The sequence below is a fragment of the Sunxiuqinia sp. A32 genome, from assembly GCF_052690465.1.
In genome coordinates, this window is record NZ_JBQYLI010000004.1 from 127,433 (window position 1) to 152,520 (window position 25,088).

The window sequence follows — 25,088 nt, forward strand, 5'->3', positions numbered from 1 at the left end:
CAGTTCAGTATAAATACAAAATCGCAATCATCAGTTTTTTATTCAGTTTTAAAAAGAGTTTGAACCTTAACACTTATGAGCGACGATTCCTCACCAACATGTAAACTCCTGATGAAAATACTAGTTAATCCTAACAATAGAATATTCACTGCGAACATCAAGAATAACAAAATAAAGACCAGCATGTTGACATGAAGCCAATTTAGAGGAAAGTAAAAGAAAAAATATCTCAAAAAACTTTCGGCCGACAAAGGTAAAAAAATGATTAACGATACCGCTTGTAATGGGAAATATCATCAAACACGCAGCTATTCAACTGATTTACACGCTCCTTTAAAATTACAACACAAGAAAAAAGCTTAATCGAAAGTAATTTTCAAACAAATGTATCCCTGCGAAAGGCTGGAATTGCTTGAGTTTTTTATTAATTTCGTGTCGTTTATTTGCAAAAATAATAAATACTATAACCTAAAATGTAATTACCATGAGAAGACTTTTTTCATTTTTACTTGCCGGAACATTCATGTTCGCCATAGCATGTACTAGTTCACAAAAGAAAGCAGACAGTGCTCCGGAAGAAAAATCTGCAGAAGTTGAAGAAGTAGTAGCTGACAACACATTAACTCAAAGCGAAAAAGATGCTGGTTGGGTACTTCTATTCAACGGTGAAACTCCGGAAGGATGGAGAGGCGTAAACAAAGCTGATTTCCCTGGAGGATGGGAAGTTGAAGATGGAACACTTCATTGCAAAGGTTCTGGTCAAGGTGAAGCTGGAGCTAATGATGGTGGCGATATCCTTTACGATAAAAAATTCTCCAATTTCCACTTAAAAATGGACTGGAAAATTTCTGAAGGTGGAAATTCCGGTATTTTCTATCTTGGACAAGAAGTAGAAGATTGGCCTATTTACAAAACTGCTCCAGAAATGCAGGTTCTTGATAACTTACGTCACCCTGATGCCATGCTTGGGAAAGATGGCAACCGTCAAGCGGGCTCACTATACGACTTGATTCCTGCAAAACCTCAAAATGCAAAACCTGTCGGTGAGTGGAACAGCATTGAGATCATTTGCTACAAAGGAACTGTCGTTCACAAGCAAAATGGTGAAACTGTAGTTGAATATCATTTGTGGACTGATGACTGGAAAGCTTTAGTCGCTGATAGCAAATTCCCAGAATTGAACGAAAACTGGGCTGATGTTGCAAAAGAAGGTTACATTGCAGTTCAAGACCACGGTGATGATGTTTGGTATAAAAACATTAAAATCAGAGAACTCTAGAATTCTTAAAATATCAAGTGAAAGGGTTGCTGTTGCAGCCCTTTTTTGTTTTCACTAACTTACTTTCCATAAAAAAAACGAAATGCGCGTTTCCTATACCGAATTAAAAATAATACTTGAGCAGATTCTGCTGAAATACGGTTTCGAGAAATCGAAGGCTGCCATTTGCGCTGAAATTTTTGCAACGAACAGCTTAGAGGGAATCTATTCGCACGGCATTAATCGCTTTCCTCGATTTATTCGCTTCATAAAAAAAGGTTATATTAATGTCGATGCTGAGCCAGAAAAATATTCAGGAGTTGCTGCAATTGAACAATGGAATGGAAACCTGGCACCCGGCCCCTTAAATGCAAATTTTTTCACAAACCGCGCAATTGAAATAGCCGATGAATATGGGCTAGGATGTGTGGCTGCCAGAAATACAAATCATTGGATGCGGGGAGGAACTTACGGCTGGCAAGCAGCGCGTAAAGGCTATGCATTTATTGGCTGGACAAACACGATCGCTAATATGCCAGCCTGGGGTGCTACTCAAAATAAACTCGGAAATAATCCGCTGGTAATCGCGATCCCATATAAAAAGGAGGCAATTGTTCTCGACATGGCTTTAAGTCAATTTTCTTATGGCAAGATGGAAAATCTTAGTCTTACCAATAAGCATCTCCCAATTCCTGGAGGATTTGACGAAAAAGGAAAGTTAACCACAGATCCCAAGGAAATATTAAAAACTGGACGAGTCATTCCGACAGGATATTGGAAAGGCGCTGGATTATCGCTCTTGCTGGATATGTTAGGGGCCATTCTTTCAGCAGGACTTTCAATATCTGAAGTAACTTCCCAAAATAAAGATGACTACGGTATTTCACAGGTTTTCATTGTTTTCAATTTGAAAAAGCTAAGCAACTTCCCATCAATTGAAAATCATCTAACTCAAATAATTGAAGATTTTAAACAAGCCGAAAAGGAAGATTCCACCACAGAGCTCCGTTATCCCGGAGAACGTGCAGCTCAGATCAGAGAAGAAAACTTAAAGCTGGGAGTTCCTGTTGACGAATCCATTTGGAACGAAATTCAATCGTTATAAAAAACAAAACCCGCAAAAGCGGGTCTGTCAAATATTTTAAATGTCCTAATTATTCGTATTGTTGAATAATTGTTCCTGTCATTCTTAGCAAGGAAGTATGAGTATCGATAAAATTATAGATTGCCTGTAATTCTTGTTGTGCCGCATTTAAAAATATTAACTGCACATCACGATAATTGAATGAATTGATGGCACCTGCATCATATTTATCTTTCGCTATTTGCAAATTCAATTTCGCTGCATCCAGATTTTCTTTAGCAACCGACAACAACTCTTCTCGAACCAAGTACAACTCGTACAAATTATCTAACTTATTGGTAAGGTCATGTTGCATTTGACTAATCTCCACCTCTCCACCTTGTTGTTCGATCTCAGCTATTTGTAAAGCACGTTTTCTATTTCCACCGCTAAATAAATTATAACTAAGTGTTAGATTTCCGTACATATTTGCAGCATTCTCCCAACTTGATCCTCTAACTTCAAAATCGTTTCCAGTTCGAGTCACACCTCCTCCTGCTGATAGATCAAGACTTGGGTAATAAGAGCTTTTTGCTGCAACAACAGCATTCTCCAATAAATTCTGATTGATATATTGATTCTTCAATACTTTATTATTGCCCAATAATTGTTCATGTAAATCAGCTATTGAATATTCAACTGGCAGGGCTTCGAAGTCACTAATCAAATCAAATTTCTGGTTATCATCAACAGCCATCAAGTAATTCAAATCACGAAGTGAATTTTTATAGGCAACCTCTTGTAACAGGAAATTGGTTTTGTCACTCAAATAAGCATTTTTGGCCTGCAACACGTCAAAAGTAACAGCACTTCCAAACTCTTTTCGCTGTTCGATCTGCGTAAAACGATCTTCAGAAAGATCCATTAATTCCTTTACAACATTGATTTTTTCTTTCTCTAACAGTGCTGAATAATAAGCCAAAATAACCGACTGAATCGTCCCTTCTACAATGATAGCTGTATTTTGCATTGACAATTGTTCAAGCTCTTCAAACCGTTGCTTGTTTATTTTAACAGAAAATCCATCAAACAAGGTCCAATTTATATTTACTCCTGCTGTAAACCTATTCTGCAAATAATTCTCAGTATCATTAAAATTATAAGTGTTGTTAGCGCCCGCTGACAGCCCAATATATGGATACCTTCCTGCTGCTCCCCAATTATTCCTGATTTCGGCTATTTGCTGACTTTGTTTTACCAAGGTAATATCATAGTTGTTTTCCAGTGATTTAACAATCGCATCTTGCAAGCTTAATGCCTGCTGTGCAAATGATATGCTAACAAACAAAACAAGGCTCAAAAGCAAACTTATCTTACGCATCATATTATATTTTCCAGAAACTGATGATAACTTATTCATTACTATCTTGCTTTTCATCATGTCCTTTTTTATACTCGTTGTCAACTTTTCTTAAACTATGCAAATAAGCAATCTCGACTTCCTCTGGTTCATAATCCCTACCATTCCATAACTTTCGCACCCCTCTTCTAATATCATTTAACACCATAATAAGAGCTGGGAAAAACAACAAGATAAATGTTGTACCAAAGGCAACTCCATATACTAATGAGATTGCCATCGGAATTAAAAATTGGGCTTGAAAGCTTTTCTCAAGAACCAATGGAAACAGACCAAATGAAGTTGTGAGAGTGGTTAGAATAATAGGCCGTAACCTTTTCTTACCTGATTCAATGATTGCTTCTTTTACCTTCCAGCCCTCTTCGATTAATAAATTAAACTTAGCAAGAAATACGACCGCATCATTTACAATAACCCCGGTTAATGCAACAATCCCCCACAAACTTAAAATTGAAAGTGGCTTTCCGTGTATTCCATGTCCCCATACTGCACCTAGAATTGAAATCGGAATCATGATTAAGATAAGAAGCGGTTGTTCAAATGATTTGAATTGAATCATCAACACAAATATAATTGCTAGAAAAGCTAATGGAAACAACAAGTATAAATCTGCCATATTTCGCTGGCTTTCTTTTTGTTGCCCTTGATATTCAACTCGCACTCCAGGATATAAAACATTCAATTCAGGAATCACTTCATCACGAACCTGATCAAGAATTTCGGTCACAGAAGCATCCGGATCAACCAGCTCGGCATTCACCCTAATCTCACGTTTTCCATTAAACCGTTTGATACTTACCGGTCCTCGTCTCATTTCGTAGTCAACTAACTCAAGAAGCGGATACTCGCCCTGTGTCGTTTTTATTTTCATTCGCTCCATCTGACCAATATGCTGACGATCTTCCTTGGGATAACGGACCCATACGCGAAGTTCGTCACGTCCTTCCTGCAAACGCTGAGCTTGTCCACCATAAAATCCTTGTCGTACCTGATTGGCAATAGAAGCTTCAGTAAGACCAAGCATATAAGCTTTTGGCTTCAGATTAAGTCTGATTTCTTGTTTTCCCAGTGCATTATTATCCACAACATCTTTCAGCTGTGGTAATTCGTGCAATTTATCCATCACAAAATCCCGCGCTGCTTCTAACTCTTCAATATTACTGGAAAGTAATCCGATAGATACTGGTTCTCCAAACCGACCTCTTGCACCAATCGTGAATTTTTTGGCTTCCGGTAATGGTCCGACTTTCTCGCGGATACGCTGCATTATCTCGTAGGAGCTTATTCCTGTTTCTTCCGAATTACGTGGAGAAACATCTACATTGCCCGTGTGCGCTCCACTCTCCTGCCGGTCAAATCCATTTCCTAATTCGATGATACTATTTTCAATAATATCAACAGTATCGTTATAGTCTTCTTTTAATTCTTCATTAACCACCCATACAATTGAATCAAACTTTTGCAGATATTCCATTGTCTGCTTTTCACCTGAGCCCGGAGTAAATGCAATGTTTATATTGAATGAATCAAACTCCATTCGTGGAAAAAATGTGGTTTTAATAAACTGCCCACCTATCAAGCCTAAAGTAATTACCATCATAGCTGCAGGAACAGCAATAACAATGTACCTCCATTCAATAACAAGTTTCAACACACGGTCATAGGCATAATCTCTCAACCAGGTAAAGAATCGTTCTGTGTATTTTCGAAGTCCCTTTTTCTTTGGTTGAATGGTCTTTACATTTAACACCCTTTCATTCCCAAGGTGAGCGGGGAGCACCAAGAATGCCTCGAACAATGAGACAGCAAGACTTACACAGACAATGAATGCCATTTCATACATCATTTCCATGCGTCCACTAATAAAAAACAGTGGAGAAAAAGCCAATATTGTAGTAGTAACAGAAGTAACCACTGCAGGTATCACTTCAACAGTTCCATCAATTGCAGCCCGCATTGGACTTTTGCCCATTTCGAAATGCTGAAATATATTTTCACCGATAACAATTCCATCATCTACCAAAATACCGATAACCAATATCATCCCAAAAAGAGACATCATGTTAATAGTTATACCGGCCATATTTGCAATAATGAACATCCCTAAAAATGACGCAGGAATACCCCAGGCAACCCAAAATGAAAGTCGGATACTTAACATCAGTCCGAGAGTAAACAAAACGAGTATTAGCCCCTGACTACCGTTAGTCAAAAGCAAGTCCAATCGACTTCCCAGAATCTCCAAATATGAGCGGGTAATGTAAAGTTCCACTCCCGGATGCTTTAAATTGAATTGCTCCACATAATCTTTTATGTAACTATCAATTTTTGAGAGATCTTCCGAAATTAACTTTTCTACCCGTATATTAACAAGTGGTTTTCCCTTTTCTATTGCCTTGTCGGAAGTGTCTGCAAATTTCTTCTTCACCTCTGCCACATCCCTGATTCTAATCACACTACCATCTGTATTCGCCCTCAAAATAATATCTCCTATTTTGTTGGGATCGGCGCTTCTGGAGCGAAGACGAATCAATAGCTCTTCAACATCAGAACGAATTTGTCCACCGGACACATCTCTGTTATTTTGGGAGATTGCATCCTGAAGTTCATTGAAGCTAACACCATAACGAAGCAAGTTTTCTTCTTTTGCTTCTACTGAAATCTCCAAGGATGGAAAACCAGAAATCGAAACTTGGCTCATAACACCAGATGACAAGAAATCTTCTTCCACCTGTTGTGCATAAGCTTTCAAGGTTAACAAATCCATGTTCCCGGTAATAACCAATCTCATCGCTGGTGAGCGGGTTCTTGATTTAGCAACAATGGGTCTTTCAGCAGCAGATGGAAATGAAGAAATACCGTCAACTGCATTTTTCACTTCAATTAGAGCTTCATCAACATCCTGTCCTGGGTCAATCTCAATCTGAACTGAAGTACTATTTTCTGATGATGTTGAATTAATCTCATAAATTCCGGGAATCCCTCGTATTGCTTCTTCTATTCGCGATGTAATTCCTTCTTCCATTTCAACCGGTGATGCTCCCGGATAAAATACCCGAACCGACAGATACCTTGATTCCCTTTCCGGGAAAAAAGATTTCTTCATCGAATACAGACTAATCCCACCAACTATTATGAGGAAAACAATTATCAGATTAGCGTAAAACGGGAAGCGAACGAATAATTTAACTACATTCTTCATTTATTTACCTCCCCAATTGTGTTTTCACCTGTTTTTGTTTATTACCGGGGGATTGATTCCCCTCTTCAGCACTAAAAATACTAACTGGACTATTTTCTTTTACATTTATTAGCGGCTCAACAACTAAATGCACTCCCTCAGATATTCCATTAAATATTATAGTTGTTTCATTTACCTTTACAATATCAATCTCTTCTTTCTTAAGTTTTCCATCAACAACTGTGAATACCTCATTTGAATTAAATACAGCACCTCTTGGCATTTCCATCACGTCAGAAATAAGATGACCTGGAAATTCTACCTGCTTATATTCTCCTGAAAGAAGTTCCTTTCCTCCTGTATTAACAACCTGCACAAAAATACTTCTCGACTGCGTATTCATATCCACAAAATCAGCTTTTCTGGCAACCCGACCTTTCATCTCAACTTGACCTTCTGGTGAATAAAGATCCACCGGATCTCCAATCCGAATCCATTTACTAAACGAATTTTCAACCGGAACCTCAACTTCCAGCTTTCCAGTGCTAATCATTTTCGCAATTTGACTCCCCGAGTTTACATATGCTCCAACTTCAGAGTTTACTTGGGTAAAAGTTCCTTCAAATGGTGCGTACAATGAATGTCTCGCTAATTTCTTTTCGTCTTGTTTGATTCCATAATAATCACTCAAAATATTTCTACTCGCTAAAAATATCTTCAGTTTTTCATTCTCAGTAGCAGGCAATTCGGGAAGACTTTCATTTAAACCAATCTCATTAAAGAAATTAAGAAAGACATCATAACTATCCGGAAAATCGATCTTCATATCCGGCAATATATTGGTTAACGAATTTAAGAACGTACTTTTCCTGGCTTTCAGAGCCAACTCCACTTCATCTTTATAAATAACGGCTAATAACTGCCCTTTTTTAAAGGAGGTTCCTTTTTTTAAACTTACTTGCCCCTGTTCTATTTTACCTGCGGCTTCAGAAACCAATGTTACTTCATTTCCCGAAACAACTCTTCCACGAGCAAAAACCGGTGATTCCAGTTCACCATAGTCAACTACTTCAGTTTTTACGAAACGTTTTAAATCTTCATCAGGTCTTCTTGGGGGCTCAGGCTTCAATGAAATAAAGAGCTCTGATAATGCAGCTGAACCTCCTAATAATGTAATCAGGGCAACAGTTACAAATGTTGTTTTTCTCCAGTTCATGTGATTGAATGATATATTTGTTAATGTTTTTATTTTCCAACTGCTAATTTACAAAATATATAAACCAGCCTATTCGAAGGAAAGTGTTCATTGTGAACACTTCATTTAATATTCACATTTTGATACAAAAAGACCTCAATAGTTTAAAGTAATTACAATAATTATGCGAAATAATTAACTAAAAAATCAATCTAATTGTATACACTACAATATTCCAGCGAGTTATAGCCAGAATAAAACTAAATAATTCATCTGGCAATTTCTGAATATATTCATCAGAACACCCCATATAAAGTGTAAATAATTCTAAACACAATGCAAAAATCTTTCCAATAGGTTAAATCAAGCATCCAATAGTAAAAAGACTAGTTATTTAAGCAATCATAAAAACAGTTTATATACCTTTGCCTTTCTATTGACGCGAACTATCAAACTCAATGCAAGTTTTAAATTTTGACACGATCATAATAGGAAGTGGTCTTGCTGGATTATCGGCTGCTTTTCATGCATCGAAACACGGAACGGTAGCCATCATTACCAAATCACAACTCGACACGAGCAATTCATATTATGCACAAGGCGGAATTGCGGGTGCCATTATGGAGGATGATTCACCTGAATTACATTACCACGATACAGTTGTTGCAGGCAGAGGACTCTGTGAAAAAGAAGCTGTTGAAATTTTAGTGAATGAGGGGCGTGACCGCATTATGGAACTCATCGAAATGGGCATGAAGTTTGATCAGGTAGACGGCAAATATGTTTTAGGTCTTGAGGGAGGACACAGCAAACGAAGAATTTTACATGCGGGAGGAGATGCAACAGGCAAAGAACTCACATGTTTTATGCTTCAAAAGGCTACCGAACAACCCACAGTTTCTTCATTCGAATATACCGCAGTAACCAAGTTGATTGTACAAGACGGGAAATGTGTAGGCGCACAAGCTATCGATTTTACGACTGGAGAAAATCTAACGTTTAAAGCAAAGGCTAGCATTCTTGCAACCGGAGGATTATCCAGAATATTTAGCAGGTCAACCAATCCGCATACTGCAACCGGAGACGGCATTGCATTGGCTTTTGAAGCTGGTGCTTGTTTGGCTGATATGGAATTTATACAATTTCACCCCTCAGCGCTCTCCATTGAAAACAAAGATGCTTTTTTGATCAGTGAAGCTGTCCGTGGAGAGGGAGCTTGGTTATTGAATGACAAGAATGAACGATTCATGAAAGAAGTTCATCCGCTCGCGGAATTGGCCCCGAGAGATATTGTTGCTTTTTCAATTTTCAAACAAATGCAAAGACAACAAATCCCGAATGTATTTTTATCTCTTAAACATTTGGATGCGGACAAAATCAAAAGCCGTTTCTCGAACATCTACCATAAGCTGAAAGAATGCGGATATGACATGACAACTGATCTACTGCCAATAGCGCCAGCAGCTCACTACATGGTTGGCGGAATAAAAACAGATCTTCACGGTGAAACAAATATCCCCGGGCTATTTGCGTGTGGCGAAGTAGCTTCAACCGGAGTCATGGGAGCGAACCGACTCGCCAGTAATTCATTACTGGAATGCCTGGTATTTGGAAAAAGAGCAAGCGAACGAGCATCTCAACACCCAATACCCGACACAGAGATTCATGCTCAGGATTACATGACAAATCTCAAAGAACATGAAGATTTCTTCCTAACAATTAAAAACGACATTGCCGATTTGATGTCAGCGAATGTTGGAATTGTAAGAGATGGACAAACATTGAAAAAAACGCTTGACCATTTAGAAGAAATTAGAAAACAAATCCCGGAAAAGCCAGAGGACTACAACATTCAGAAAGCACTTCAAATTACAGAGATTTGCCAATTAATTACCTACTCTGCATTACTAAGAGAAGAAAGTAGAGGAGGTCACATCAGAGAGGATTTCCAGCACGAGAATCCGGATTTCAGATTGCATATTATTCAAGAAAAAAATAAAGAACCCGAATTTATTCCTGTAAAAAAATGATGAACGAAAAAGAATTAAAAGCTGCAAACTTGCTTATCGATCTTGCTTTAGAAGAAGATGTAGCTACAGGGGATATTACAACAGACAATTTAATTCCTGCTGAAACCAGGAAAAATGCATACATGGTTGCCAAAGCAGATGGTGTGATTGCAGGATTGGAAGTTGCTGAAATCGTATTCCGCAAGCTTGATCAGACATTAATATGGGACACAAAAGTGAAAGATGGAGACAAAGTAAAATCTGGTGATATTATTGTTCGTTTTGAAGCATCATACCGTGCACTTTTAACAGGTGAGCGAACTGCATTAAACTTCTTTCAGCGGATGAGTGGAATTGCCTCCATGTCTGCAATTTATGCCGATGCTGTTAAAGATTACAAAACAGTTATTCTTGACACACGAAAAACGCTTCCAGGATTTAGAATGCTTGATAAATATTCCGTAAAGACGGGAGGTGCTACCAATCACCGCATTGGATTATTTGATATGGTTATGATTAAAGATAACCACATTGAAGTTGCTGGTGGAATTACGGCTGCAGTTGATCAAATTAAAGCAAAAATCCCTGCGGATATTAAAATTGAAGTCGAAACGACGACCATTGCCCAAGTAAAAGAAGCACTGGGAGCGGGTGCAGATATTATCATGTTAGATAATATGGATAATGCGACCATGACTCAAGCTGTTGAGATTATTAATGGAAAAGCTAAAGTTGAGGCTTCCGGAAACATGACATTGGAGCGATTAAAAGAAGTTGCCGCAACTGGAGTTGATTACATTTCAATTGGCGCACTAACTCATTCAGTTCAGGCAATGGACATCAGCCAGCGTTTAGAAGCATGAACCTAATCATTGACATAGGTAATACGCGTGTTAAAGTTGCTATTTTTAGGAATAGTGAAATTATTTTCAATGAAATTTTTGAAGACATAAGTATTGATATTTTAAGTCAGTTTACTCAAAAGTACGATGAACTTAACAATGTGATACTTTCATCTGTAAGGGATTATCCTGCTGAAATTAAAGATTACCTCGAACAAACATTTGACTGTTTCATTGAATTGGACTCCAAAACGCAAATACCTATCATCAATAAATATAAATCTCCGGAAACTTTAGGGAAAGACAGAATTGCAGCAGCAGTCGGTGCTACAACTTTATTTCCCAATACAAATATTTTAGTGGTAGATGCAGGTACTGCAATTACATATGAAATAATAAATGCAAAAAATGAGTATTTAGGAGGGAATATTTCACCGGGCCTAACAACCCGATTCAGAGCATTAAGTCAGTTCACGGGGAAACTCCCACTGATCTCCATAGAGGATGATTTTCAGCAAATTGGAACCACTACCGAGTCTGCCATCAGGGCTGGAGTTCAGTTGGGAATTCTGTTTGAAGTGGAGCAATACATCAACTACTTTAACAATCTTTATCAAAAATTACAAATCATTATCACTGGGGGGGATGCTAAATTCTTTGATAAGAAATTAAAAAATTCCATCTTTGTACACTTAAATTTGACCCTCATTGGTCTAAACAGAATACTGGAATACAATGTTAAAGAGACTTAGCGGAATTTTACTTTCAAGCTTGTTGCTACTTTGCACATGGACAACAATTGCTCAAAACAACAATACTTCTTCACCCTATTCCCGCTTCGGGTTAGGTGATCTTCATCCATACTCCTACGGACGTTTTGCAGCAATGGGTGGTGCATCAATAGGTAGTCGGCATAATTTGCAGATTAACATCAGCAACCCGGCATCGTACGCATCGATCGACAGTATGTCTTTCGTTTTTGAATTTGGGGTCGATGGACGTTTTTCTGACTATAAATCTGCAACATCGCAGTATACGACAAATGATGTCAACTTTCGATATTTTGCATTAAACTGGCCGGTAACACATTGGTTGGGAATGGCAATGGGAGTTACTCCATTTGCTGACAAAGGTTATGAAATTACGTTTCAAAATGAAACTGATGAATATGGAAATGCACGCCATAGCTTCATTGGTGACGGAACTCTATCAAAAGCGTTTTTTGGTGTTGGTGTTGACGTAACTGAATCACTTTCTTTAGGTTTCAACCTTTATTATTTGTTTGGAACCTTAAACCAGGCAGATGAAGTGATATTTGATAGAGCTGATATATACAACTACAGCAAAGTTGAAAGCAGCCGTCTTCGTGACTTTGCTTACAATTTGGGTGTTCAATATGACATTCCTTTAAAAAACGACAAATATTTAACCTTGGGGGGTACTCTTGAAAGTAAACCCGAGTTTACTGCTTTTAGAAATCTTATTCGAAGAAATTATCTGGCGATTTCATCTACTGAAGTATTAATAGATACGTTATCGTTCGCAGACGAAGAAAAAAGCACTATTCAATTACCAACTTCAATTGCGTTTGGTGCATCTTTAGCTAAAACAGACAAGTACGAATTAAACGTTGATTATTATTTCTCAAAATGGGGTGAAGCCAAATTTTATGGAAATTCTATAAATGATTATTTAAACCCAGATAACACGACAGGTACTGATGCTGTAAGTGCAGAAAACTTAAGCCGTTTTTCAATCGGAGGAGAATATATACCAGAAGCTGCTTCTATACGAAGTTTCTTTAAGCGTGTTAAGTATCGCGCTGGACTACACTACGAAAAGTCATATTTAAAGATTGGCGACAAACAAATTAATGAGTTTGGCATAAGTTTTGGTGTTGGGTTACCAGTAAATCGATCACGTTCAACAATTAACTTAGCAGTTGAAGCTGGACGTAGAGGAACAACGGTAAATAGCTTAGTACGTGAAAACTATACTAAAGTAAGTTTATATTTGAACCTCCATGACAGATGGTTCTTCCAACGGAAGTTCGATTAATTTAAATATATTGTAATTAAAATACTCTCGATCATGAAACCTTTATTCTCAAAAACAAACCTATTAACATTCACACTTGTTGTGGTGATGAGCATCTCGGCTGTTGCACAACGCGTTATCAAAGGGACGGTTTACCGCGAAGGGAAACCAGCTGCTGGCGTAACCGTTGAAGCTCATAAGTCAAGCGCCACCTTTATGACAAGTTTTGATGGCAAATACGAAATTGAAGCTGACGCAAAAAGTAAGTATCTTAAATTTACTTTCATTGACGATTCTCGCAAGTTGGATATAGAAGGAAATAGCAGCAATCAAATCGATTTTAGTTTTGATGGCAAACTTCCTACAGCTAAAGCAGAAAGTTCAGGAACTGGTGTTGACTTAAGAACTAGTGACCAACTGATCAAGGCGAAAGTAACTAACTTCATGAATAACCTGACGATGTACGATCAATTTTACAAGCAAAAAGATTACAAGTCAGCAATGGAGCCATGGTCAAAGGTTTACTATAAATATCCAAAATCTACAATTAATATTTACATCCATGGATTAAACATGTACGAAGACATGATTAATAAAGCTACTGATTGGAGTAAAAAAGATACTTATATCGACTCACTAATGTCAGTTTATGAGCGTCGTACTAAATACTTTGATCAGAGAGGTTTTGTTCTTGGTCGCATGGGTACTGATTATCTAAAATATAAATTAGGTAATGAAAATTTGGATGATGACCAATTGAAGTCAATCTATAAGCAAGGATACGAATATCTTGACGAGGCAATTAAACTTGAAAAGAATGAATCTGAAGCAGCTGTATTAGTTGTATTTATGCAAGCAACAAAAAGGCTTTTCATCATGGGTGAATTGCCAAAAGAGAAAGTAGCAGAAAACTATCAAACGGCTTCCAATATTCTCAATAAATACTTGCAGGAAGAATCAGACAGCGATAAATTCAACACTGCAAAAGAATGGGTAGACAAAGCATTCCAAACCAGTGGTGCTGCTGACTGTGAAGCCCTTATTAGTTTATATGAACCTCAATTCGAAGAGATTTCAAAAGATATCGATCTATTGAAAAAGATGCTTCGTATTTTGGACAGACAAGACTGTACTGAAAGTGAATTATTTGCAAAAGCTTCAGAAAAATTATATGATTTGGAACCATCTGCTGAAGCTGCTTTCAACATGGCTCGTCTATTTGTAAAAAGAGATGAATTTGACAGAGCAAAAGAATACTATAAAAATGCAATCTCATCTGAAACGGATAAAGAGTTGCTTGCCAAATACTATTACGAATTAGGATTATTTATTTTTGCAAAAGAAACGGATTTCCAGACTGCAAGAAACTATGCGCGTAAAGCGATTGAAAATAATCCAAATTCCGGACGTGCCTATATTCTACTTGGTGACATCTATGCTCAATATGCTAAACATTATGGAGAAAGCGATTACGAACATACAATGATGTATTGGTTGGCCGTAGATTATTACCAAAAATCGAAGCGTGTTGATCCGGATGTATTTGCAACAGCAAACAAAAAGATAAGCACTTATTCTGTTTATTTCCCAGACAAAGAAACTATGTTCTTCCAGGGACAACAAGACGGAGAAACTATAAAAATTGGTAGTTGGATCAATGAAACAACTAAAGCACGTGCAAAGAAGTAACACTTCTCAAAAAAGATATTTAAGTTCAAGCATTGCAATTCTCATTATGGGAATTGCAGTGCTTTTCTTTTCTTGCAGCAATGACATTGAAACAATAAAGGCTTACGCAACGGACGAAAAAAGGCCCGCCGTAACCGCTTTCGACTTTGAGATGCTTTACTCAGACTCAACCGTTATTCGTTACAAGTTAAAAACACCAGAACTCATTCGATTCGAAGAAGAGAAAGATCCTTTTACTGAATTCCCCAAAGGCGTTTATATTGAAAAATTTGATGAAAAAATGCAGATTGTATCCAATATATCTGCAGACTATGCCCGCCTATATGATAAGGAGCAACGATGGGAAGCCAAAAATAATGTGATAGCTGTTAATGCCGAAAATGACACGTTAAAGACAGAACAGTTAACGTGGGAAGAAGAAAAAGGAAAGATATACTCCGAACAATTTGTTAAAATCATCCGTAAAGACCAAATAATAACAGGTGTAGGATTTGAGTCTGATCAAAACCTCGCCAATTGGAAAATTAAAGATCCGAAAGGAACACTTTACATCGATGTTGAAGAATAACACATGGAAATTCTAATCATAATTATTCTGGTTACTATTTTATTTTCCGCTTTTTTCTCGGGTATGGAAATTGCGTTTGTGTCGTCCAATAAACTGCGGCTGGAACTTGACAAACAACAAGACTCTGCTTACTCACGAATTCTTTCTATTTTCACAAAAAATCCAGGACAGTATATTGCAACCATGTTGGTTGGAAATAATATTGCACTGGTAATTTATGGTATAGCTTTTGCCAAATTACTCGAACCCTTTTTTTACCAGGTATTTTCGTCTGCCAGTCTGGTATTATTTCTTCAAACCGTTAGTTCAACGTTAATAATTTTAGTATCAGCAGAGTTCCTTCCAAAAACACTTTTTCGTATTAAACCAAATGCATTCTTAAAAGTGTTTGCAATTCCAATTGCATTTTTTTACTTCATATTCTACCCCATCACCAAATTCACAATGGCTGTTTCGAGACTGCTAATCAATGGAATTTTTGGCGATACAATTACCAATGCTCAGGATAAAATTGCATTTAGCCGAATTGATCTCGATCACTTTGTGAATGAGCAAGATGAAAACGAAAATAGAGAATTGCATGATATTGAAAATGAAATAAAGCTTTTCCGTAACGCACTAGATTTTTCCAAAGTAAAACTGCGTGAAATTATGATTCCGCGAACCGAAATGGTCGCCATGGATATCGATGCTGTTACGATAGATGAATTAAACCAGAAATTTATCGAAACCGGTTACTCACGCATATTATTCTTCCAGGAAAATATCGACAACATTATCGGATACATCCATCAATCTGTTTTATTTACTCATCCAGGATCAATCAGGCAAACCCTGAAAAAAGTTTTAATTGTACCCGAAACAATGCCTGCCAGTAAACTTTTAGGAATGTTTATTCAACAGCACAGAAGCATCGCTATTGTTGTTGACGAGTTTGGCGGAACTTCAGGAATGGTTACCAGTGAAGATATTTTGGAAGAAATATTTGGCGAAATTGAAGATGAACATGACACTGTCGACCTTGTTGATCGTCAAATATCTGAAACTGAATTTGTTTTTTCGGCACGATTCGAACTTGATTTCTTGAATGAAAAGTACAACTTGGGATTCCCTGTTGAAGAAAACTTCGAGACTCTGGCAGGATTCATCCTGTTCAATCACGAAAGCATCCCTAAAATAAATACGATCATCGACATCCATAATTATCAATTTAAGATATTAAAAGCTACCAGTACCCGAATAGAATTGGTAAACCTTAAGATATTGGAGAACACCCAAAATAAAAACTGATTTTTAAGGATTAATATCTAAAATTATTATCTTCGTAGCGCGAAAAAATTAAGTGAAATCATAATATCTATAACTAACAGTCAATGGCTACATTACAGAAAATACGAAATCGTGCTGGTTTATTAGTAGCGATTATTATTGGCCTAGCATTATTTGCTTTTATTTTGGGAGATTTATTGCGATCAGGAAGTTCCCTAATGAGGCCGCAACAATTAGAAGTTGCTGAAATCGATGGTGAGTCTGTGCAATATCCAGATTTTCAGAAGCAAATTGAAGAATTAGCCGATATCTATAAGATGAATACCGGCAACAATCAATTAGATGATAATGCATGGACACAAGTTCGGGAACAAGCCTGGCAAAAAGTGGTTCGCGATATCGTTATGGGTGACGTTTATGAAGACCTTGGAATTACAGTAACTTCTGACGAACTATTCGATATGGTGCAAGGAAATAACCTTCATCCAATTATTCAGCAATTGTTTCGCAATCAAACGACAGGTCAGGTTGACAAAACAGCTGTCCTCCAGTTTCTAAAATCATTGGAAGGCAATGCTACAAGTCAGCAAAAAGCATATTGGCTATATATTGAAAGTCAAATCAAGGAAGAGCGCATTCAGGCAAAATATACGAACATGATCCGTCAGGGATTATATGTTACAAATATGGAAGCTGAAAATAGCCTTGCCGCAAAAAATCATCAGGCAAATGTGCAATTTGTCACTCTTCCTTTCAGCAATATCTCGGATAGTGCTATCACTGTTTCAGAAAAGGAATTGAAAAGTTACTACAACGACCATCTGGAAGACTATAAACAAGAAGCATCCAGAACTATCGAATATATCTCTTTTGATGTTGTTGCTTCAGACGAAGATGATGCAAACACTTTGAAGTGGGTCGAAGATTCAAAATCAGAATTTGAATCAATTCAAGATAATGAGCAATACGTAAATGTAAACTCAGATATTCGTTTTGAAAATGTATATCAAAAGAAAGAAGATTTGAGTGCAGACCTTGCTGAATTTGCTTTCAATAGTGAAGTAGGCAGTGTTTATGGTCCTTACAAAGAAGGAAATTCTTATAAATTAGTTAAAATTGATGATTTTAAAGATTTACCTGATTCTGTTCAGGCTCGTCACATTCTGATTAAGCCAGAAACTGTTGGCAGCTATGATGAAGCAATCGCTTTAGCTGATAGTCTTAAAGGATTAATTGAAAAAGGCGCAAACTTTGCCACACTTGCAGAAACATATTCTGAGGATCCAGGATCAGCTCGCAAAGGTGGAGATTTAGGATGGTTTAAACGTGGACAAATGGTTAAACCATTCGAAGAAGCAGCCTTTAACGGAAAAGTAAAAGAGGTTTATCCGGTAACAACACAATTTGGAGTTCACCTTGTACAACCTACCCAAAAAGGGAAAGAAGTTAAACAAGTTCGTTTAGCTACTTTGTCAAGAACTGTTGAACCAAGCACACAAACCTACCAGAATGTATATGCGCTGGCAAGTAAGTTTGTTGGTGAAAACCAAGATTACGAAGCATTCACAAATTCAATTGCTGAACAAAAATTAAATAAAAAAATTGCGACAGTAAATGAAAACCAACGTGAGATCGCTGGATTAGAATCTTCAAGAAGTTTAATCAGATCAGCATATCAGGCTGATGAAGAAGATATTTTAGCAAACAATGAAGGTTCTCCAATCTTTGAATTGGGTGATAGCTTTATCATTGCTGCTTTAGCAGGAATCACAGATGAAGGAACAGCTTCATTCGAAGATGTAAAACCACGTGTTGAGCTTGCTGTGAAAAAGTTGAAAAAAGCAGATGCTTTGGTTGCAAAAATGAAAGCAGCTTCGGGTGACAGCTTGGAAGCACTGGCATCTTCATTGAATACCGAAGTAAAATCTGCAAACAATCTTTCATTTAATTCATTCTCAATTCCAGGAGTTGGTGCTGAACCAAATGTTATTGGAACCTTGTCAAGTCTTGAAAAAGGTAAAATCAGCACACCTATTAAAGGAAACAATGGCGTTTTTGTTGTTGAAGTAGTAACAGTTACTGAAGGAACAGACGAAAATTTGGATGCTGAAAAGACCAGACTTGCTCAATCGTTAGGATATAGAGCAAATTATCAGGCTTATGAAGCTCAACGCAACTCTGTTGAGATTGATGACAAAAGATCAAAATTCTATTAGAATCATACCTATCAAAAAAGCAGGCTAATTAGCCTGCTTTTTTTTGCTCAAAACTGAAGGTATATTTTCTTTTATCAATTCACCAAAGCAGCTAATGCAGCTCCAACCAAACTCGATTGTTCCACCTCAATCGTTTCAAAATATCGCTGTTTATCACCTGATAAGAAATCTTTTAAATAACTCTCAAATTGAATTTGAAGTCCTTTCAATTTGTAATAAGTAGTACCTTCTATTGTTATTAAGACTGGCCCTTCTTGTTCTCTCCCTTTGCCTGTCTTTAAAACTACAGCGGCCAAATTACCTGCAGCCAGTTTAGCCGCTCGCTCAATAAGTGCATCAATCAGATAGCAAATGGTTTCTGCATCCTCTTCTGTTGATGCGGCTTCTTTCAGCGGATTATCAGGCTCAGCAATTCCAAAAGTAAAGCTATTGGCATCTTCCGAACTTAATTGATCAACTTGCTTAATTAATGCACTCGTCTTTTCACTAAATACACCTTCATCTGCAGCAACTTTTAATGTCTGTAAGCACAATCCACCAAAGTATGCTCCAGAAAACATCTTTTCAAAAGTATCCATTCCCGGATCACTTGTTTCATTGTCAAAGGCAATATCGATCGCTGATCGAGCTGCCAGATTGAAATCACATGATTCAATATTAATAATCTGACTTTTTTCTGGATCAAGCCCTTTCGTTTTGATGATGTTACTATTTTGCTCAATGTATGAAACATTCGTGCCAGTCCCCAAAATAAAACCAATAAACGAATCATAAGTCTTATGCGCAGAAGCAGATTTTCCAGCCAATAAGGTTGAGACAGTATCATTCAAAATGATAATCTTTTTTTCAGGAGTGCCCATCGCCTTTAAAAGATTCTCGCCAATTAAAGCTCCTTCTGCATCTTTTGCTTTTATTTCTTTACTAATATGAAGTATCCGTCCATCTTTATTAGGTAATACCTCTGCAGCATATGAAAAGCAAAATCCAATATGATCAGACAGCTCGGCATAATCATGCAAACAAGAAGCCATTTGCTGAAAAAATTCGTCTCTGGAAACTTCTTCGGTAAGCCCTGGCATTTTCCTATTTTGTAAATGATCCGTAACCAACTCGCCATCTTTATTAAAATGCATAACAGCTGCTCGAAAATTTGTCCCCCCGGCATCGATAGCAATTACTGGTTTCTCAAAATGAAATTCATTCTCAGCTTCAATATAGGTAGGCAACATTAAAAGTGAAGACGGCAATCCTTTCAGCCCTTTCTCCATTTCATCAATAAACGCTTCAACCATTTCTTTCAGGTCAAAATCGTCTGCTCTCATTTTGTATTTTGCTAAAAAATTGTTCGCGATTTCAATACTCATCTGGTTTGTTTATAGAAGTTAGTTTTAGATGGTTATAAAGATAAAAAAATAGCGAAAAAACATCTTGTTATCCAGGCGTGTAATGACACAATCAAATGGATATTCTTGAGTCGATTATTCCAGAACTTAACAGCTCGCTCATTACTGTTTCATTCATTTCACTTTTGAACTGAAACTCATACCGGATGTCCATAACATATGCTTTCAGCCTCATTTTATAGCAAAGCTTTTCATGTTTTATCTCGTTGAAAAACAGGACCACAATAGGTTTTGCAAGATAGACAAACTTTGATGTGTGTGCAGCTTCTATAGCGATCTTCCTTACCTTTTCGGTATCAATGGTGATTGGCAGAAAAATCTCAGCCACTACCTGGCAATTAGACTCTCCAGAGTTTGAGTTTGAAATTGGCTGATTCAACAGGTCTCCATTGGGTAGCGTCACCACCGAATCATCAGGCGTATGAATTCGGGTTGAGCGCAACGACATGTCCAATACTTCTCCATAAACGTCTCCTACCTCAATTTTGTCTCCAACCTTAAATGGTCGATCAATAAGAATCACAAAACCACCAAATATATTTTTGAGAACATCCTGTGCCGCAAATCCTACAGCTACCCCAACAGATGCACCAAACGCAATCAGTGATTCAACTGGAGGTTGAAAAATACCACGAATAATAATGTAACTTATTATCAGCCAACTAACAATTTTAACAACCGGAAGAATTGCTTTACCGCGAATCCTTCTTTCTGCATTTTTCTCCGACCAGGTTTCGATACTCTTGCCTATGAACCGAATAATGAAATAAGCAATTAAGAAAAAAACGGTTGCCCAAAAGATCTTAGAGATGGAAAAAATCTCTTTTATCTGGACCGTTGGAATACTATCAATCGTTTTTCCCAAAGTCGTTTGCTTTTCAGAAACAGTATCTGTTAGCAATACCTGAATATCCGTTTCAACAGGATTCTCAACGACCTGCTCTACCACCTGCCCAAATGAAGGGGAAATAAGTAATGCTAGTATGAAATAAAAAAGCAGCTTTTTCATTGCTTTAATAAATAAAGTTTAACGATTTCAACTGTCCAACCAATGTCCGGTAAAGCAACGGATTAATAACCTGTTTTTCACCCGAATAATCCAGAAGTCCGTCATCATCCAATACCATTAACCTTCTGGCACTCTCCTGATAGTCGATTCTCAATACTGCTGCGAGTTCTTCAATGGTTAAACCACCATGAATTAATACCGCATGCAGCGTAGTAAGTTCACTTTCCTTTAACGAGTTTAAAAAGCTATAACTTAATTGCTTTTGCTGAAGATAAAGCGTATCCGATTCAACTTTGATAATAGCCCGCAGCCAATAGATAAAAGCCATGGTCATATTCGACTGGGCATGTTCCCACAACTCCTGAAAAAACAAATCGCTTAAATACGTTTGCTTTTCCTCCTCTGATAACTTTTGATATCCCCTTTTAGGTGAAAAATGCTCCGACTCAATAAACTTTAGATCGAACCCACTAACACGGTGTCGCAACATGATCGCCTTTCTCACCATTTCCTGAGACATCATCTCAAAATCAACCACATGAGCAAAATACCCGGAAATACTCAAGGTGTAGTCCAATAATTTCCAACCATAGACGAAACAACTACAAAGCCAAAAAACATTTTTATTGGTTGAACTCATTAATTTAAAAAGCAGCAGCGGATTGCCCATTGCTCCATTTCGTCGAATATACAGGTTATGTATATTTTCAAGGATTATGATTCTGGGATTTTGCAGTCCATTAACTTTAAAAATCAACTCCTCCAACGACTCAAAGCTCACACCAGGAAACACCTGTTTGAAATAATTTACAAATTCAACTTCTGTTGTGATTTTTTTAGAAATGATAAAATGATCAACCTCAGTTTCATCCTGAACTTCATTAGTGAAAAAATTAAACAGGGTAGTTGCCCCACTCCCCTGCTCCCCAACCAGACAGGTTGGAGCAAAATTTCCTTTCTTCCAACTTTCATATGATTTAACGAGTTTACTCATTTCCGGCTTTCGGGGAATATAAAAACGCTCGTCAGTTAAAGATGATGCTTCAAAGAGCTTCTGATATAGTACCGGCAATCGTTTTATTGCTTCTTTTGTTTCTGAAAGATAGTTGGAAAGTTCGGAGCTAATCGGTTCTTTTTCTGTTGAGATTCCCAACAAATTCCGCAGATTAAAATATCGATCATTTGATTCAGCATAAAATCTTTTAAGCCAGCGTGTACTCAGTTTTAAAAGTTGAATTACCTGTAGCAATCGCGAACTTATAAACTCCTTTTTTCTGGCAAAGTAGGCACGCCTACGATTTTCCTTTTCGGTTTTAAATAAACGATCAGGTTCAAAGAATTGCAAGCTTGTCTCAATAAATCCTGAGCATGTACTATTAGCAGCCTGTAAAGCCAATTCTTCCAAATCAGATAAATACCCCAGATTTTCTTCGGCCTTTCTAACAGACCGACTAATTCCATCAATGAGCTCTTTTAATCCACTTTCTTTATCAGATTGTTCCTGATAATACTCAACGGAGTATTCAACAAGGTGTTGAATTTCAGTCAAGTTATCATTCAACTTTTGAACCTTTAGACCAATCTTCTTTTGATATTCAGCATAGCCTTTTTTAACTATACCTAATATTGCTCCTTGAAGTATTTCACCCGAGCGAACCAACTTAAGCTGTTTTTTTAATACTTGCTTTCCATGAAACACATTCGGTGCAAAAACAAATACAGACGGACTTGACAATATATCCTTTTCAAAATCTGTTAATGTTTTTTCTAACTGATACGCAATACGGGAACGATATATCAATTGTAACGATTCGGAGACCTTATCTTCCACTTGTATTTTCATTGATAAAATATCTGTAGTGGAAGTATTCTTAACCGATGACAACTGATCAACAATCTTAGTCAGCGATTTTTTAAATTCAATAAACACAGGTTTCAGAACTTGATTTAACTGCTTATCGACTTCGTTACCTTGAGTATGAAACTTACTGAGCAACTCAAAAATAAGATTTCTGTTATTCAGTTTAAGTCGCCAATAATCGGCCAAGGCAAATTGGTTAATTTGCAAGTCAACTCGTATTTTATCGAAACCATAAAGCAGTTTCTTCAAAGAGCGAACCAATCTTTTTCTGTTCAAATTTTTAACAGAAAACTCAACGGTCCCGGTCTTTGCTCCCAGAGACTTAAATTCCTCATTTAGTTTTGTATATATTGAATTGAAAAACAAATCCAATTCATTTTTGTCCTGTTGGATATTATCCTTCAACTCATCCAATAATGCATGAGATGAGACTGATTCATCTGAATTGAAAATCTTCCGTTCTAAATGCCAATCTATCTCATAAAACAAGCGGATACGATCTTCCTTATTTTTTAACAACTGTTGGTAAACCGGAAATAATTCCTCGATAAAACGATTCAAGAATACATATTCCGCAAGAGATTTTTCCGGTACAATTTGTTTCCAAAACTTCAGCTTTCTTTTTTCTTTTCTGAAGATATTCCCAATTCTGCTAGTCGCCCATCCTATCTTCAGAAAAAACCTTTTCCAAAATTTGAAGAATTTAATTTTTGAAGAATCTTCTTCTTGAGAGTAAAACCTTTCCCTGGATTGTTCAATTACCGTTGCATTCGGAAAATCGCCAAGCAAATCCAGGATAGATTTAAAATCCTGGCAACTATTCGCAAATGTGTCAATCCCAGCATCCTTCAAATTTTTCTTAAAGAAGCTGTTCAGTTCCTTAGTGAATTGAATGTAGTCTTTCGGTAAATTATATAAATCTGATCCACTATTTAAGGACTTTAACTTCCTCTTTCCAAATACAGAAAATAACTCATCCTCTACCTGAAAAGAAGATAGCAGAACTTCATTAATCTTTTTATAAATAGTTGGACTAACAGGATTCATCATTATTATTCTTTATTAACCAATTTATTCAATAAACTTCAAATTATTGCTTCATTATTGAAAGTATTTTCCCCCTATTGATCAAAATTTCTATTGCAAAAAAAATCCCGCAGCTTGCGGGATTCATTTTAAACAGTTTCCTTGGCCATCTTTTCCTTTAATAGGATTGGTATTTCTGAGGGTTCCTTTGCAACAGGAACTCCCGCTGCAGCAAAAGCTTTTATTTTTTCTTCAGCGGTTCCTGAGCCACTGGATATAATTGCACCTGCATGTCCCATTCGTTTTCCGGGAGGAGCAGTTTGACCAGCGATAAATGCAACTACCGGCTTGGATATATTTTTAGCAATATACTCAGCTGCTTGTTCTTCGGCATCACCACCAATTTCACCGATCAACACGATGCCTTCAGTCTCTGGATCTGCCTCATACATTTTCAATAAATCAATGTAATAAAGTCCGGCCACAGGATCACCACCAATCCCAACAACAGTACTTTGCCCCATATCGTTTTTTGTAAGCATATTCACAACTTCGTAGGTAAGTGTTCCACTTCGAGACATTAATCCCACATTTCCCTTTTTAAAGATCATTCCGGGTAAGATCCCAACCAGTGCTTCATCCGGAGTAATTAAGCCCGGACAATTCGGTCCAATTAATCTGGTGCCATTTTTCTCAATTATTGAAGTTACCTTGATCATGTCCTGAATTGGAACTCCTTCAGATATTGCAATTACAAGTTCAATACCTGCGTATGATGCTTCCAAAATAGCATCAGCAGCAAAAGGAGCCGGAACAAAAATAATTGATGTGTTTGCACCAGTTTTTCTCACCGCCTCTTCAACGGAATCAAAGACCGGAATTCCATGTACATCTTCACCCCCTTTTCCGGGGGTAGTACCTGCAACAATATTAGTTCCGTAAGCTTTCATCCTCCCTGCATGAAACTGACCGTCTCGACCAGTAATCCCCTGTACAAGGAGTTTTGTATCTGTATTTACGAGAATACTCATTTTTTTGGTTT

General features: G+C 37.2%; 17 protein-coding genes. 10 read left to right on the top strand and 7 right to left on the bottom strand.

Features of this window, described 5'->3' with window-relative positions:
* Nucleotides 1–484 precede the first annotated feature (484 nt).
* A complete protein-coding gene (locus ACUNWD_RS05330) occupies nt 485–1,279 on the top strand; it encodes a 3-keto-disaccharide hydrolase (RefSeq protein ID WP_445586744.1) in 795 nt (264 codons plus the stop codon).
* 82 nt (nt 1,280–1,361) lie between these two features.
* Nucleotides 1,362–2,363, top strand: a complete 1,002-nt coding sequence (gene yiaK, locus ACUNWD_RS05335) for a 3-dehydro-L-gulonate 2-dehydrogenase (protein ID WP_445586745.1) — start codon at nt 1,362–1,364, stop codon at nt 2,361–2,363.
* A gap of 49 nt (nt 2,364–2,412) precedes the next feature.
* Here the strand turns inward: yiaK and ACUNWD_RS05340 are convergent, their stop codons facing one another.
* Genes ACUNWD_RS05340 through ACUNWD_RS05350 form a run of 3 tightly spaced genes read right to left on the bottom strand, consistent with a single transcriptional unit; the run spans nt 2,413 to nt 8,138 of the window.
* Nucleotides 2,413–3,759, bottom strand: coding sequence for a TolC family protein (locus ACUNWD_RS05340; RefSeq protein WP_445586746.1), 1,347 nt, complete (start codon nt 3,757–3,759; stop codon nt 2,413–2,415).
* Nucleotides 3,734–6,943, bottom strand: a complete 3,210-nt coding sequence (locus ACUNWD_RS05345; RefSeq protein WP_445586747.1) for an efflux RND transporter permease subunit — start codon at nt 6,941–6,943, stop codon at nt 3,734–3,736. The genes ACUNWD_RS05340 and ACUNWD_RS05345 overlap by 26 nt, the downstream gene beginning before the upstream one ends.
* A gap of 4 nt (nt 6,944–6,947) precedes the next feature.
* Entirely contained in the window at nt 6,948–8,138 is a 1,191-nt protein-coding gene (locus ACUNWD_RS05350; protein WP_445586748.1) for an efflux RND transporter periplasmic adaptor subunit, read from the bottom strand.
* Nucleotides 8,139–8,575: 437 nt separating this feature from the next.
* Between ACUNWD_RS05350 and nadB the strand changes: the two genes are divergently transcribed.
* The 8 genes from nadB (at nt 8,576) to ACUNWD_RS05390 (ending at nt 18,747) form a co-directional block, all read left to right on the top strand.
* A complete protein-coding gene (nadB, locus tag ACUNWD_RS05355; protein WP_445586749.1) occupies nt 8,576–10,147 on the top strand; it encodes an L-aspartate oxidase in 1,572 nt (523 codons plus the stop codon).
* A complete protein-coding gene (gene nadC / locus ACUNWD_RS05360; protein WP_445586750.1) occupies nt 10,144–10,989 on the top strand; it encodes a carboxylating nicotinate-nucleotide diphosphorylase in 846 nt (281 codons plus the stop codon). Before nadB ends, nadC begins: the two co-directional genes overlap by 4 nt.
* Entirely contained in the window at nt 10,986–11,720 is a 735-nt protein-coding gene (locus tag ACUNWD_RS05365) for a type III pantothenate kinase (protein WP_445586751.1), read from the top strand. Before nadC ends, ACUNWD_RS05365 begins: the two co-directional genes overlap by 4 nt.
* Nucleotides 11,704–13,026, top strand: coding sequence for a hypothetical protein (locus ACUNWD_RS05370; RefSeq protein WP_445586752.1), 1,323 nt, complete (start codon nt 11,704–11,706; stop codon nt 13,024–13,026). The genes ACUNWD_RS05365 and ACUNWD_RS05370 overlap by 17 nt, the downstream gene beginning before the upstream one ends.
* Nucleotides 13,027–13,059: 33 nt before the next feature.
* Nucleotides 13,060–14,694, top strand: coding sequence for a tetratricopeptide repeat protein (locus tag ACUNWD_RS05375; protein WP_445586753.1), 1,635 nt, complete (start codon nt 13,060–13,062; stop codon nt 14,692–14,694).
* Complete coding sequence (lptC, locus tag ACUNWD_RS05380) at nt 14,681–15,262, top strand: LPS export ABC transporter periplasmic protein LptC (RefSeq protein ID WP_445586754.1); 582 nt, start codon at nt 14,681–14,683, stop codon at nt 15,260–15,262. The genes ACUNWD_RS05375 and lptC overlap by 14 nt, the downstream gene beginning before the upstream one ends.
* Before the next feature lie 3 nt (nt 15,263–15,265).
* Nucleotides 15,266–16,552 carry a hemolysin family protein gene (locus ACUNWD_RS05385; protein ID WP_445586755.1) on the top strand — a complete coding sequence of 429 codons (1,287 nt, stop codon included), beginning with the start codon at nt 15,266–15,268 and terminating at the stop codon, nt 16,550–16,552.
* Nucleotides 16,553–16,635: 83 nt separating this feature from the next.
* On the top strand, nt 16,636–18,747 hold the full coding sequence (locus ACUNWD_RS05390; RefSeq protein ID WP_445586756.1) for a peptidylprolyl isomerase: 2,112 nt from the start codon (nt 16,636–16,638) through the stop codon (nt 18,745–18,747).
* Nucleotides 18,748–18,821: 74 nt separating this feature from the next.
* Here the strand turns inward: ACUNWD_RS05390 and ACUNWD_RS05395 are convergent, their stop codons facing one another.
* The 4 genes from ACUNWD_RS05395 to sucD all read right to left on the bottom strand — a co-directional run bounded on the left by ACUNWD_RS05395 (nt 18,822) and on the right by sucD (nt 25,077).
* Nucleotides 18,822–20,111 carry a hexokinase family protein gene (locus tag ACUNWD_RS05395; protein ID WP_445586757.1) on the bottom strand — a complete coding sequence of 430 codons (1,290 nt, stop codon included), beginning with the start codon at nt 20,109–20,111 and terminating at the stop codon, nt 18,822–18,824.
* 91 nt (nt 20,112–20,202) lie between these two features.
* The gene (locus tag ACUNWD_RS05400; RefSeq protein WP_445586758.1) at nt 20,203–21,159 is read right to left on the bottom strand and encodes a mechanosensitive ion channel family protein; all 957 of its coding nucleotides are present in this window, start codon (nt 21,157–21,159) and stop codon (nt 20,203–20,205) included.
* A 4-nt stretch (nt 21,160–21,163) separates the two neighbouring features.
* Nucleotides 21,164–24,070, bottom strand: a complete 2,907-nt coding sequence (locus ACUNWD_RS05405) for a hypothetical protein (protein ID WP_445586759.1) — start codon at nt 24,068–24,070, stop codon at nt 21,164–21,166.
* A gap of 125 nt (nt 24,071–24,195) precedes the next feature.
* Nucleotides 24,196–25,077 (bottom strand): succinate--CoA ligase subunit alpha, encoded by an 882-nt coding sequence (gene sucD, locus ACUNWD_RS05410; RefSeq protein ID WP_445586760.1) that lies wholly within the window; start codon nt 25,075–25,077, stop codon nt 24,196–24,198.
* Nucleotides 25,078–25,088: the final 11 nt, after the last annotated feature.

Bases quoted from the DNA above. Each gene is read 5' to 3' on its own strand.
- ACUNWD_RS05330 (WP_445586744.1), top strand. From the start codon at position 485: ATGAGAAGACTTTTTTCATTTTTACTTGCCGGAACATTCATGTTCGCC.
- yiaK (WP_445586745.1), top strand. From the start codon at position 1,362: ATGCGCGTTTCCTATACCGAATTAAAAATAATACTTGAGCAGATTCTG.
- ACUNWD_RS05340 (WP_445586746.1), bottom strand. From the start codon at position 3,759: ATGAAAAGCAAGATAGTAATGAATAAGTTATCATCAGTTTCTGGAAAA.
- ACUNWD_RS05345 (WP_445586747.1), bottom strand. From the start codon at position 6,943: ATGAAGAATGTAGTTAAATTATTCGTTCGCTTCCCGTTTTACGCTAAT.
- ACUNWD_RS05350 (WP_445586748.1), bottom strand. From the start codon at position 8,138: ATGAACTGGAGAAAAACAACATTTGTAACTGTTGCCCTGATTACATTA.
- nadB (WP_445586749.1), top strand. From the start codon at position 8,576: ATGCAAGTTTTAAATTTTGACACGATCATAATAGGAAGTGGTCTTGCT.
- nadC (WP_445586750.1), top strand. From the start codon at position 10,144: ATGATGAACGAAAAAGAATTAAAAGCTGCAAACTTGCTTATCGATCTT.
- ACUNWD_RS05365 (WP_445586751.1), top strand. From the start codon at position 10,986: ATGAACCTAATCATTGACATAGGTAATACGCGTGTTAAAGTTGCTATT.
- ACUNWD_RS05370 (WP_445586752.1), top strand. From the start codon at position 11,704: ATGTTAAAGAGACTTAGCGGAATTTTACTTTCAAGCTTGTTGCTACTT.
- ACUNWD_RS05375 (WP_445586753.1), top strand. From the start codon at position 13,060: ATGAAACCTTTATTCTCAAAAACAAACCTATTAACATTCACACTTGTT.
- ACUNWD_RS05385 (WP_445586755.1), top strand. From the start codon at position 15,266: ATGGAAATTCTAATCATAATTATTCTGGTTACTATTTTATTTTCCGCT.
- ACUNWD_RS05390 (WP_445586756.1), top strand. From the start codon at position 16,636: ATGGCTACATTACAGAAAATACGAAATCGTGCTGGTTTATTAGTAGCG.
- ACUNWD_RS05395 (WP_445586757.1), bottom strand. From the start codon at position 20,111: ATGAGTATTGAAATCGCGAACAATTTTTTAGCAAAATACAAAATGAGA.
- ACUNWD_RS05400 (WP_445586758.1), bottom strand. From the start codon at position 21,159: ATGAAAAAGCTGCTTTTTTATTTCATACTAGCATTACTTATTTCCCCT.
- ACUNWD_RS05405 (WP_445586759.1), bottom strand. From the start codon at position 24,070: ATGATGAATCCTGTTAGTCCAACTATTTATAAAAAGATTAATGAAGTT.
- sucD (WP_445586760.1), bottom strand. From the start codon at position 25,077: ATGAGTATTCTCGTAAATACAGATACAAAACTCCTTGTACAGGGGATT.